This window comes from Streptomyces sp. NPDC046939 (assembly GCF_040644575.1).
GTDB lineage: Bacteria > Actinomycetota > Actinomycetes > Streptomycetales > Streptomycetaceae > Streptomyces.
Genome location: NZ_JBEYWV010000017.1, coordinates 118,714 through 130,791, shown reverse-complemented (window position 1 = coordinate 130,791; position 12,078 = coordinate 118,714). Strand labels below are relative to the sequence as shown.

Sequence of the window (12,078 nt, the reverse complement as noted above, 5' to 3'; positions counted from 1 at the left end):
TCAGAGGCGCGTGTTCTCATGGAGGCATGATCGAAACAGTCACAGAGAGCATCGACGACTTTCTGACCAGCAATGTCACCGACTCCTTCGTCAGCGACGTGGAGCGGGTGGTCCGCGCCGCGGCCGCCGCCGAGATCACGCCCCGCTTCCGGCAGCTCGCCGCCCACGAGATCCAGCAGAAGAGCGCCCCGCACGACCTCGTCACGGTCGCGGACAAGCGCGCCGAGGAGTACCTCACGCGCGAGCTGCCCGCTCTGCTCCCCGGCTCCGTCGTGGTGGGCGAGGAGGCGGTCGCGGCCGACCCGACGACGTACGAGGCGCTGCGCGGCGCCGCACCCGTCTGGATCGTCGACCCGGTCGACGGCACCCGCCAGTTCGTCCACGGCGACCCCGGCTTCTGCACGCTCGTCGCGCTCGCGCTCGACGGCGTGGTCCTCGCCTCGTGGACGTACGCGCCCGCGCTGGACGAGTTCGCCGTCGCGGTCCGCGGCCGGGGCGCCCGGCTGAACGGGCAGGCCCTGCCGGCGGGCGCCCCCGCCCCCGGCCGCGATCTGCGCGTCGCCACCTCGCACCCCGACTTCACCACCGACGCCCAGAAGCGCGCCCTGCTCGGCCTGCGCACCGAGGGCGTCGCCCCGCGCCCGTGCGGTTCCGCGGGCCTGGAGTACCTGGCGATAGCCCGCGGCGACCTCGAAGCGGTCGCCTTCGGCTGGGAGCTGGCCTGGGACCACGCCGCCGGACTCCTCCTCGTGGAGGAGACGGGCGGCGCCCACCTCACCCGCGACGGCGTCCCGTTCACGCTCACCGGGGGCAACGCGCTGCCGTTCACGGCGGCGCGGGACGCGGCGACGGCGCGCCGGATCGCCGGGCTCCTCGCGGACGCCCGCTGACCTCCTGCTCCGCCGCTCGGCGGATGATCGCCGGGCGGCACCCGCGCCCGGCGACGTCACCGCCGCGGCATATCCTGTGCGGGCAGTGGCCGTCGGCTGACGAAGGAGTCCGAAGGTGCCGTCGATGCTCGATGCCGTCGTGGTCGGAGCGGGGCCCAACGGCCTGACCGCCGCGGTCGAACTGGCCCGGCGGGGCTTCTCCGTGGCCCTCTTCGAGGCCGAGTCCACCGTCGGCGGCGGCGCGCGCACCGAGGAACTGACCCTGCCCGGCTTCCGCCACGACCCCTGCTCGGCCGCGCACCCGCTGGGCGTCAGCTCCCCGGCGTTCCGGGCCATGCCGCTGGAGCGGTACGGCCTTGACTGGGCCCACCCCGACCTGCCCATGGCCCACCCGTTCCCCGACGGCACGGCCGCCGTCCTCGCCCGCTCCGTCGCCGAGACCGCCGCCTCCTTCGGGCCGCGCGACGCGGGCACCTACCGCCGCCTCGTCGAACCGCTCCTGCCGCGCTGGGACGCCCTCGTACGGGACTTCATGTCCCTGCCGCTCAGCGCGCTGCCCCGCGACCCGGTCGCCCTCGCCAGGTTCGGGGTGCGCGGACTGCCGCCCGCGACCTGGCTGATGCGCCGCTTCCGCGACGAGCGGGCCGGCGCCCTGTTCTCCGGGCTCGTCGCCCACACCATCGCCCCGCTCGGCGGCTTCGCCACATCGGCGATAGGGCTCGTCTTCGCGCTCGCCGCCCACGCGCGCGGGTGGCCTCTGGCGCGCGGCGGCTCCCAGTCCCTCTCCGACGCGCTCGCCGCCTACCTCAAGGACCTCGGCGGCGTGATCCACACCGACTACACGGTCAAGCGCCTCGACGACCTGCCGCCCGCCCGCGCCTACGTCTTCGACACCTCGCCCACCGCCCTCGCGCGGATCGCCGGGCTCGGCCGCTACTACGACCGGTTCCGGTACGGGGCCAGCGTCTTCAAGATCGACTACGCGCTCGACGGGCCGGTGCCGTGGACGGCCCCCGAGGCGAGGAAAGCGGGCACCGTGCAGGTGGGCCCATACCAGGCCGACATCGACAAGGCGCTGCGCGCCGCCTCCGTCGAGGGCCGGGCTCCGCGGACGCCGTTCCTCATCACCGTGCAGCCGAGCGTCGTCGATCCCTCGCGCGCGCCCGAGGGCAAGCACACGTTCTGGGCGTACGGCCACGTCCCGAACAACTGGGACGGCGACCTCACCGACGCCGTCGAACGCCAACTGGAGCGGTTCGCCCCGGGGTTCAGGGACCTGATCCTCGCCCGCGCCACCGCGGGGCCGCCCCAACTCGCCGTCCGCAACGCCAACTACGTGGGCGGCGACATCTCCTGCGGCTCGGTCGGCGGACTCCAACTGCTGCTCCGCCCCAAACTCTCCCTCTCCCCGTACACGACCCCGCACCCGGCCGTCTTCCTCTGCTCCTCGGCGACCCCGCCGGGCCCCGGCGTGCACGGCATGTCCGGGCACAACGCGGCGAAGGCCGTCTGGCGCAGACTGCGAGCGACATGAGCACCCGACTGACCCTCGTCCAGGGCGACATCACCGAACAGGACGTGGACGCCGTGGTCAACGCGGCGAACTCCTCCCTGCTCGGCGGCGGCGGAGTCGACGGCGCGATCCACCGCCGCGGCGGCCCCGAGATCCTCGCCGCGTGCCGCGCCCTGCGCGCCTCCCACTACGGCAAGGGCCTGCCGACCGGCCAGGCCGTCGCCACCACGGCCGGCCGCCTCCCGGCCCACCACGTCATCCACACGGTCGGCCCGCGCTGGTCCGCCACCGAGGACCGCTCGTCCCTGCTCGCCTCCTGCTACCGGGAGTCGCTGCGGGTCGCCGCCGGGCTCGGTGCCCGTACGGTCGCCTTCCCGGCGATCTCCACGGGCATCTACGGCTGGCCTCTGGAGGACGGGGCGCGAATCGCGGTGGAGACGGTACGGGCCTCGGCCCCGGTGGAGATCGAGGAGGTCCGGTTCGTGGTCTTCGACGCCCGCGCGCGAACGGCTTTCGCCGGGTACGTGGACTGAGCGGCTCTGGGCGGGCGGGGAGGGCGTTGTGTCCCGGTGCGGGTTGCGTCGTGGCTGGTCGCGCAGTTCCCCGCGCCCCTGGGTGGGCCCTTGCTCGGGCCGGTTTCTGGGTGCGAGTTCGTTGTGGTCGGGAGCGGGTTTCGTCGTGGCTGGGCGCGCAGTTCCCCGCGCCCCTGAGATGCGCACTTCGTGCGGCATCCATAGGGCGGCGGTGCCGCGTGGCGGCTGCGTGAGGACGATGTCGGAATCTCGCCAGCCCGGCCGCTCACCATGCACGATGCTGGGTGCATGCCCAGCGCCGAGAACACCCGCGGCACCACTGCCCCGCCCGCCGACGCCGCCGCCGAGCGTACGTCCGGCATCGAGGTCCCGCCCGACGCCGCCGCCGAGCGTACGTCCGGCATCAACGTCCCGCCCATCGACACCGTCGCCGAGCACACGCCCGGTGCCGCCGGTGCGCGCGCCGACAGGCCCCGCGCGGGCAACTTCGGGGGCGCCGCCATGCACACCGACACCGAGCGGTGTGTGCGGGCCGTGCAGGCCAAGGATGCTCGGTTCGACGGGGTGTTCTTCACCGCCGTCGTGACCACCCGGATCTACTGCCGGCCCGGCTGTCCCGTCGTGCCGCCCAAGCCGCGGAACATGCGGTTCTATCCGAGCGCCGCCGCCTGTCAGCAGGCCGGGTTCCGGGCCTGCAAGCGGTGTCGGCCCGATACCAGCCCGGGGTCGCCGGAGTGGAACCAGCGGGCCGATCTCACCGCACGCGCGATGCGGCTCATCGCGGACGGGACCGTGGACCGGGAGGGTGTGCCGGGGCTTGCGAGCCGGCTCGGGTACAGCGCGCGGCAGATCGAGCGGCAGCTCCTCGCCGAGCTGGGGGCCGGTCCGCTGGCGCTCGCCCGTGCTCAGCGGGCCCAGACCGCGCGGCTGCTCATCGAGACGACCGGGATGCCGATGGCGGACATCGCGTTCGCCGCCGGGTTCTCCTCCATCCGCACGTTCAACGACACCGTCCGCGAGGTCTTCGCCCTCTCCCCGAGCGAACTGCGCACCCGCGCCCCGCAGGGCCTGCCGAGCGCGCCGGGCGCGATCACGCTCCGGCTGCCGTTCCGCGCGCCCCTCAACCCCGACAACCTCTTCGGCCACCTCGCGGCGACCGCCGTTCCGGGCGTCGAGGAGTGGCGGGACGGGGCGTACCGGCGCACGCTGCGGCTCCCGTACGGGCACGGCATCGTGGCCCTGACGCCGGGCGCCGAGCGGTACATCGGATGCCGGCTCACCCTCACCGACCAGCGCGATCTGACCGTCGCCATCAGCCGCTGCCGCCGCCTGCTCGACCTCGACGCCGATCCGGTGGCTGTCGATGACCGGTTGCGCGCCGACCCGCTGCTCGCCCCGCTGGTCGACAAGGCGCCGGGGCGCCGGGTGCCGCGCACGGTCGACGAGGCCGAGTTCGCGGTCCGGGCCGTGCTCGGGCAGCAGGTCTCCACGGCTGCCGCCCGCACCCACGCGGCCCGGCTCGTCCAGGCGCACGGCGAACCCGTCGAGGACCCCGAGGGCGGCCTGACCCACCTCTTCCCGTCGCCGGAGGCCCTGGCATCGCTCGACCCGGAGGCCCTCGCCCTGCCGCGCAGCCGCCGGACCACGCTCATCACACTCGTACGACACCTCGCCACGGGCGCGCTGACGTTGGGCCCCGAGTCCGACTGGGACGAAGCCCGCGCCCGGCTCGCCGCACTGCCCGGCTTCGGGCCCTGGACCATCGAGGCGGTCGCGATGCGCGCCCTGGGCGACCCGGACGCCTTCCTCCCCACCGACCTCGGGATGCGCCGCGCCGCGAAGGAGCTGGGCCTGCCGCACACCCCGGCGGCGCTCACCGCGCGGGCGGCGGCCTGGCGCCCCTGGCGCGCGTACGCCGTCCAGTACCTCTGGGCGACCGACAGCCACCCGATCAACTTCCTCCCGACCGCCTAGCAGACAGGACGCACGACCATGGGAAGCAAGCAGTACACCGTCGTCGACAGCCCCTACGGCGCGCTCACCCTCGTCGCCACGGACGGCACGCTCTCCGGTCTCTACATGACCGAGCAGTGCCACCGGCCCGCCGAGGAGACGTTCGGCGTGCGCGACGAACGCCCCTTCGGCCCCGTCATCGACCAGCTGAACGCCTACTTCGCCGGCGAGCTGACCACGTTCGACCTGCCGCTGCACCTGCACGGCACACCGTTCCAGCGCTCGGTCTGGGAGCAGCTCCAGAAGATCCCGTACGGCGAGACCCGTACGTACGGGGAGCTGGCCGCCGCCCTCGGCAACCCGGCCGCCTCCCGCGCCGTGGGCCTCGCCAACGGCAAGAACCCGATCGGTGTCATCGTCCCCTGCCACCGGGTGATCGGCGCGAGCGGCGGCCTCACCGGGTACGGCGGCGGCTTGGAGCGCAAGCGCCGCCTGCTCGACTTCGAGCGCGGCACCGCGCTCTTCTAGGCGGCGTCCTCCGCGGCCTCCGCGTCGATGGGGCTCGGGATCAGCAGCGACGTGCACAGCGCCGCCACGATCAGGACGAGCCCGGCGACGACACCGGCGCTGTACCCGCCGACGGACGTCCCGTCGGCGGGGGCGACCGCGTCCATCACCGCGTACAGGACGACGAAGCTGAGCCCCGCGCCGAGGTTGAAGCATCCGGCGTTCAGACCGGGCAGGAAGCCCGGGTTCTCGCCGGGGGAGAGCAGGATGCCGAGGCCGTTGAGCATGATGTTGACCGTGCCCGCGTAGGTCGCGCCGAGCAGGATGGACGAGGTGAGCAGCAGACCCGAGGAGTCGGTGTGCAGGGTCAGCAGCGCCACCACCGTCGCGACGGCCGTCGAGATCAGGCCGATCCGCAGGATCCGCCCGTAGCCGAAGCTCGCCGCGAGCCGTCCGGCCAGCGGGCCCATCGCGAGGCCCGCGAGCGCGTACGGCGTCAGCGTCCACCAGGTGGCGCCCTCGGCGCCGAGGCCGAGACCGACGCCGGTGTCCTGGGCGAAACCGGGGAGCAGGCCGTTCATGATGGCGAAGACGCCGGTCATGGTCAGCATGGTCGAGGCGAGCAGCGACCAGGTGGCGCGCCGCTTCAGCAGGTGCGTGGCGACCAGCGGGGTGCGGGCGCGGCTCTCCGTCCGCCAGAACGCCCAGAACGCGAGCGCGGCCAGGACGAGCAGGCCGACGGCGAGCGGCCAGTTGGCGTCGGCGAGTTTGCCCGCCTCGTTGAACGAGATCAGCAGCGCGCCGACGGAGACGACCAGGAGCGCGACGCCCGGCCAGTCCATGGGCGGGCGCTCCTCCGCGCGCGACTCGGACGCGAGGAAGCGGACGAGGAGGGCGGCGAGCGCCGCGAAGGCGGTCATGACCCAGAAGATCGACGCGTAGCCGTGGTGCTCGGCGAGGGAGCCGCCCGCGAACGAGTCGACGCCCGCGATGCCGCCGTTGACCGCCGTGACCAGGCCGAGCAGGGTCCCGTACCGCTTGGGGTCGGGGACCTCGACGCGCAGCATGATCAGCGCGAGGGGGATTGTCGGACCGGACGCGCCCTGGATGACGCGCCCGACGGCGAGCGTCCCCACGGACGTGGCCAGCGCGGAGATCACGCAGCCGACGGCCATCAGGACCATCATCCCGGTCAGCACCTTGCGACGGCCGATCAGGTCGCCGAGGCGCGGCAGGAACAGCGAGAACAGCGCGGCGGCCGTGAAGAACGCCGTCTGCGTGACGCCGACGGCGGAGGCCGTGGTGTGCAGCTCGTCGGCCATCGTGGACAGCGCCGGGCTGAGCATTGACGCGTTGAGCTGGAAGGCGAAACTGGCCGCGAGCAGTGCGGCCATCAGGGCGCCGACCCGGGCGGGGCGGCCCGTGCGCGGGCCGCCGGCCGGGGTGTGGGGGGTGGCGTCGACGCTCATGCCACCGGGTCCCCGATGCGCACGAGGGCGTCCACGACGAGGTTCCAGAACCGCTCGTGGTCGAGGTCGACGGCGACCTGGGTGTGACAGTCGTCGGGCGCGGGCGCGCGCAGGTCCGTGACGGTCATGCCGAGCGTGAGCGTGCCCCGCAGCTCGATGTCGACGGGGGCCTTGCGTACGGTCATGACGCCCGGGTCGATCACGTACGCGACGGCGCACGGGTCGTGCACGGGCGGGTGCTCGAAGCCCTGGTTCTCGCGGTAGGCCTCGCGGAAGAACTCCAGGAGTTCGAGGACGAACGCGGCGGGCTTGGTGCCCACGGCCGCGATCTTCTTCTCCACCTCGGGGGTGGCGAGCGCCTGGTGGGTGAGGTCGAGGCCGACCATCGTGACCGGCCACTTCTCGTTGAAGACGATGTGGGCGGCCTCGGGGTCGATGACGATGTTGAACTCGGCGACCGGGCTCCAGTTGCCCTCGTGGAAGCCGCCGCCCATCAGCACGACCTCGCGGACGCGCTCGACGATGCGCGGCTCCTTGCGGGCGGCGAGCGCGATGTTCGTCAGTCCGGCCGTCGGCACGATGGTGATCTCACCGGGCTCGTGCGCCATGACGGTGTCGATGATGAGGTCGACGGCGTGCCGGTCGTCGAGCTCGGTCGTCGCCTCGGCCAGCTCGGGCCCGTCCAGGCCGGTGTCGCCGTGGATGTCCGCGGCGGTCTCGATCTCGCGCACCAGCGGGCGCGCGCAGCCCGCCGCGAAGGGCACCCCGGTGATCCCGGCGATGGCGGCCACCGAGAGCGCGTTGCGGGTCACCTTCTCCAGGGTCTGGTTCCCGACGACGGTCGTCACCGCGACCAGGTCGATGTCGGGGTTGCCGTGCGCGAGGAGCATGGCGATCGCGTCGTCGTGCCCCGGGTCGCAGTCGAGAATGATCTTCCTGGCCAACGGAATGAGCCCCTTTGCTCCGAAAAAGTGTCCACGGACAGCTCACCTGTCGCACGCCCTGTTGTCAACGCGCGTAGATGACAACGTACGGTGGTCTGATTCGTGGGGACCTCCAAGGAAGCGGAGGCGAGCCTTCCTGAATGATCCTAGGGCTGGATCAGCGCCACCGTCCGCTCGGCGAGTTCGCTGATCCGTACCCCGTCGAAGCCGAAGACCGCGCTGCGGACCCGGTCCTCCAGGGGCGCCGTCCACTGCTCGGGAAGGGCCGCGGCCCCGCACAGCACGCCCGCGACCGAACCGGCCGTCGCCCCGTTGGAGTCGGTGTCGAGACCGCCGCGCACCGTCAGCGCGAGGGTGTGGGTGAAGTCGTCGCCGCCGAACAGCAGGGCGGCGGTGATCACGGCGGCGTTCGGGACCGTGTGGATCCAGCCGAGCCCCGCCGTCTCCCGCTCGACCGTGGCGAGCGTCTCCTCCCAGCCCAGGCGCGCGTCGTGCAGTGAGGTCGTACGGCGTAGAACGCGGGCCAGCCGGCTGCTCGCCGGAATCGTGGTCAGCGCCGTGTCGAGCGCGGCGCGCGCGGACGGCGCCGTGAACGCCGCGGCCACCAGCGCCGCCGCCCACATCGCGCCGTACACCCCGTTCCCCGTGTGCGACAGCGCCGCGTCACGACGGGCCAGGTAGGCGGCGCGGCGCGGATCCCCGGGCGACGTCCAGCCGAAGACGTCCGCACGGATCAGCGCGCCGATCCACTCCTGATAGGGGTTGTCGTACGTGGCCGTCAGCGGCGGCTTCAACCCGTTCGCCAGATTGCGGTACGCGGCGCGCTCCGCCGTGAACGTCTGGAGGTACGGAAGGCGCAGCAGCCACACCTCGCCCACCTGCTCCGTGCTGAACGCCGAACCGAACGTCTCCAGCAGGTGCAGATTGAGGATCGCGTAGTCCACGTCGTCGTCCCGGCAACTGCCCCGCACCCGCCCCCGTACGCACCGCTGCCACTCGGGGCGCAACGCCGAGGCGATCTCCTCCGACGGCGGCTGGGGGAGATAGTCGGTCAGCGGCAGCGCGTCGGCGCTGCGCAGATAGCGGTCGATGCGCGCCCGCGTCCACACCTCGCCCTGCTCCACCGGCTTCCCGAGCATGTTCCCCGCGATGCGGCCCAGCCAGCCGCCGAGCACGCGGTCGGCCAGGACAGGGGCGGCGAGCGGAGGGCTCGTGGCGGGACCGGTCGGCGTCATGCACCCGGTCTACTCGCTTCGCCCCCCACCTGCCAGTACCCCGGGGCACCCCTGGGCAGCGGGCCCCTCCTGCGGTTAAGGTCGCAGCGGCGCGACTGCCTTGACGCGAGCAAGGCCCGAGAAAGCAAGGGGAGCAAGGTGGCGGACGCTGCACAGGCCGCGCGACGCGTGTTGATCGCTGCGGACAAGTTCAAGGGGTCGCTCACCGCGGTGCAGGTCGCCGAACGGGTGAGCGCGGGACTGCGCCGGGTCGCGCCGGACATCGAGATCGCGTCCGTGCCCGTCGCGGACGGCGGGGACGGCACCGTCGCGGCGGCGGTCGCGGCCGGGTTCGAACGCCGTGAAGTACGGGTCACCGGGCCGCTCGGCGAACCGGTGACGGCGGCGTACGCGCTGCGCGACGGCACGGCGGTCGTCGAGATGGCGGAAGCATCCGGCCTCCAACTCCTGCCCGAGGACGTCTTCGCCCCGCTGACCGCCACGACGTACGGATCCGGCGAACTCATCGCCGCCGCGCTCGACGCGGGCGCGACGTCCATCGTGTTCGGCGTCGGAGGCAGCGCGACCACCGACGGCGGCGCGGGCATGCTGTCCGCGCTCGGGGCACGCTTCCTCGACGCGTCCGGCGCCGAGGTCGGACCGGGCGGCGGCGCGCTCGCCGCGCTGGCCTCGGCGGACCTGTCCGGGCTCGACCCGCGCCTGGCGTCGGTGTCCGTCGTCCTCGCCAGCGACGTCGACAATCCGCTCACCGGGCCCAAGGGGGCGCCCGCCGTCTACGGCCCCCAGAAGGGCGCCACGCCCGAGGACGTGGCCGCACTCGACGCGGCGCTCGGCCACTTCGCGAAGGTGCTCGGGGACTGCGTCGGGCCGAAGGCGCTCGAGTACGCGGAGTCGCCCGGGGCGGGGGCCGCGGGGGGCATCGGATACGGAGCCCTGGTCGGACTCGGGGCGAGTTTCCGGGCCGGGATCGAGGTCATGCTCGACGTCCTCGGATTCGCGCCGGCGCTCGAAGGGGCCACGCTGGTCATCACCGGCGAAGGGTCCCTCGACGAACAGACGCTGCACGGCAAGGCGCCGGCGGGGGTGGCCTCGGCCGCGCGGGCCGCCGGGATCGAGGTCGTCGCGGTCTGCGGCCGCCTCGCCCTCGACCCGTCGGCCCTCGGCCGGGCCGGGATCCGGCGGGCCTACGCGCTGACGGAACTGGAACCGGACGTGGCCCGGTGCATCGCCGAGGCGGGGGCCATTCTGGAGGACGTGGCTGAGCGGATCGGGGCGGATTTCTTGAGCTAGGGGTGGGGTGGCCGGGGCCGTCTCGTGCGGGCCCGGCCCCCTACGCCCTGCCCGACCGGGCGAAGCGCCCCGCGCCGGGGTGCGGGCGTCCTTCGCGCCGTTCCCGGGTGCGGGTCGCATCGTGGCCGGTCGCGCAGTTCCCCGCGCCCCTGAGCGTCTGCCCTGTGCGCGTCGTTCTCGGGTGCGGGTTGTGTTGTGGCTGGTCGCGCAGTTCCCCGCGCCCCTGAAAGGCTGCGGCTTCGCCGCGCCTTCCCCCAGCGGCGCCCGGGAGATGGCGCACGAAGTGCGCATCTCAGGGGCGCGGGGAACTGCGCGACCAGCCACGACGCGAGCCGCACTCGACGGACGGGAGGGAATGGCGCACGCAGTGCGCATTCCGGGGGCGCGGGGAACTGCGCGAGCGACTACGACGCGACCCGCACCCGACAGCCCGCATCCAACACCCCACCCCACCCCTACGACACCCGCGACAACCGATACGCGTCCAGCGCCAGCGTCATCTCCATCAAGTCCCTCGGCCGCGACAACGACCGCGAGGTCAACTGCTCCAGGCGCCGCAGCCGGTTGAACACGGTGTTCCGGTGACAGTACAACCGCCCGGCCGCCCGCCCGGCGGACCCCTCGCAGGCCAGCCACGCATCCAGCGTCTCCAAGAGCACGGCCCGGTCGGCCGGTTCGAGGGAGAGGAGTTCGCCGAAGACCCCGGAGACGAGGCGCTGCGCCAGATCGGGCTGGCTGACCACGAGCGCGGTCGGCATGCGCTGGTCCAGCCGCATCACCCCGGTAGTGTCCGGAGGACATGTGCGCAGGGCCAGCTCCGCGAGCCGCCGCGCATGCCCGAGTTCGGCGAGCCCCGTGACGACCGGGCTCAGCCCGCCGGGGCCGGGGCACCGCCCGTCGAGCAGCGCCGCGAGTTCCTCCAGTTCGCGCCCGGCGCCGAGCGCCACGACCCCGACTTCGCAGTCCGCCCGCATCCGCCAGACGAACCGGAATCCCGGGTCCTGGATGCGCCGGTGGAACGCCTCCCGCCCGTCCCGCCGTTCGACGCGGAGCACGACGACCGCGTACGGGCCGTGCTCGGGCAGGTCGAGCCCGGCGGCGGCCCGCGCGGCGAGCCCCGGCGCGGGGCGGCCCTCCAGCAACGCGTCGAGCAGCGCCTGCATCTGCTCGTCGGTCCGGCGCCGAAGCTCCAGCTCCGTCGCCCTGTACGCCTCCGACGCCGCCTCCGCCTGCGCGTCGACCGCCGCCCACACCATGGTCGCGGAGCGCATCAGCGCGGAGAGCCGGTCGGGTTCGCCGCCCGCGGACTCCATCAGGGCGTCCCACACCAGGTAGCCGGCGTTGCGGTAGGCGTGGACCAGCAGTTCGAGCGGCAGACCTTGACCCGCCCGGCGCCGCCCCGCCTCCTCCGCGTACGCCAGATCGCGGCGCGGTGAGTCGCGCGGTGCGGAGATCGTCTCGATGCCGATCCGCATCGCTTCCTCCGCCTCCCGCCACTGGACGTCGTACGGCAGCACGCGCGCATACACGTCGGAGTGCGCGGTCAGTTGCCGCAGATGCTCGTCGACCAGCTCGGGCACCCGATCGAGCAGTGTCGTGCACGCCTCCTTGAGGAGCTTCCAGTCCTGCCCGGTGCGATGCCTGCGCCCGCCCATCGCCCCTCCCCAACACCTCGTAAAGCGACGGCAAAGGACTTGCTTGCTGTCCGGAGGATGTCATCTCGCCGCGGTCCCCGGCAGGCCCC

Annotated in this window: 10 protein-coding genes; 6 read left to right on the top strand and 4 right to left on the bottom strand. The window is 73.5% G+C overall.

Features of this window, described 5'->3' with window-relative positions:
* The first annotated feature begins 26 nt into the window (after window positions 1-26).
* The 5 genes from ABZ877_RS20205 to ABZ877_RS20185 all read left to right on the top strand — a co-directional run bounded on the left by ABZ877_RS20205 (window position 27) and on the right by ABZ877_RS20185 (window position 5,417).
* Entirely contained in the window at window positions 27-890 is an 864-nt protein-coding gene (locus tag ABZ877_RS20205) for an inositol monophosphatase family protein (protein WP_361072882.1), read from the top strand.
* A gap of 115 nt (window positions 891-1,005) precedes the next feature.
* Window positions 1,006-2,424: an NAD(P)/FAD-dependent oxidoreductase gene (locus ABZ877_RS20200; protein WP_361072879.1), complete on the top strand. Its 1,419-nt coding sequence runs from the start codon at window positions 1,006-1,008 to the stop codon at window positions 2,422-2,424.
* Complete coding sequence (locus ABZ877_RS20195) at window positions 2,421-2,936, top strand: O-acetyl-ADP-ribose deacetylase (protein WP_361072876.1); 516 nt, start codon at window positions 2,421-2,423, stop codon at window positions 2,934-2,936. Before ABZ877_RS20200 ends, ABZ877_RS20195 begins: the two co-directional genes overlap by 4 nt.
* A gap of 501 nt (window positions 2,937-3,437) precedes the next feature.
* Entirely contained in the window at window positions 3,438-4,910 is a 1,473-nt protein-coding gene (locus ABZ877_RS20190) for an AlkA N-terminal domain-containing protein (protein WP_361073071.1), read from the top strand.
* Window positions 4,911-4,928: 18 nt separating this feature from the next.
* Window positions 4,929-5,417, top strand: coding sequence for a methylated-DNA--[protein]-cysteine S-methyltransferase (locus ABZ877_RS20185; protein ID WP_361072873.1), 489 nt, complete (start codon window positions 4,929-4,931; stop codon window positions 5,415-5,417).
* On the opposite strand, the gene ABZ877_RS20180 is transcribed toward ABZ877_RS20185, so the two are convergent.
* The 3 genes from ABZ877_RS20180 to ABZ877_RS20170 all read right to left on the bottom strand — a co-directional run bounded on the left by ABZ877_RS20180 (window position 5,414) and on the right by ABZ877_RS20170 (window position 9,044).
* Window positions 5,414-6,865, bottom strand: a complete 1,452-nt coding sequence (locus tag ABZ877_RS20180; protein ID WP_361072870.1) for an MFS transporter — start codon at window positions 6,863-6,865, stop codon at window positions 5,414-5,416. The two genes, ABZ877_RS20185 and ABZ877_RS20180, sit on opposite strands and share 4 nt — an antisense overlap.
* Window positions 6,862-7,809 (bottom strand): nucleoside hydrolase, encoded by a 948-nt coding sequence (locus tag ABZ877_RS20175; RefSeq protein WP_361072867.1) that lies wholly within the window; start codon window positions 7,807-7,809, stop codon window positions 6,862-6,864. The genes ABZ877_RS20180 and ABZ877_RS20175 overlap by 4 nt, the downstream gene beginning before the upstream one ends.
* Window positions 7,810-7,955: 146 nt before the next feature.
* A complete protein-coding gene (locus ABZ877_RS20170) occupies window positions 7,956-9,044 on the bottom strand; it encodes an ADP-ribosylglycohydrolase family protein (RefSeq protein WP_361072865.1) in 1,089 nt (362 codons plus the stop codon).
* Between the two features lie 138 nt (window positions 9,045-9,182).
* Here ABZ877_RS20170 and ABZ877_RS20165 point away from each other — a divergent pair, with 138 nt between their 5' ends.
* Window positions 9,183-10,334: a glycerate kinase gene (locus ABZ877_RS20165; RefSeq protein ID WP_361072862.1), complete on the top strand. Its 1,152-nt coding sequence runs from the start codon at window positions 9,183-9,185 to the stop codon at window positions 10,332-10,334.
* A 455-nt stretch (window positions 10,335-10,789) separates the two neighbouring features.
* Here ABZ877_RS20165 and ABZ877_RS20160 read toward each other — a convergent pair whose 3' ends face one another.
* A complete protein-coding gene (locus ABZ877_RS20160; RefSeq protein WP_361072859.1) occupies window positions 10,790-11,989 on the bottom strand; it encodes a helix-turn-helix domain-containing protein in 1,200 nt (399 codons plus the stop codon).
* Window positions 11,990-12,078: the final 89 nt, after the last annotated feature.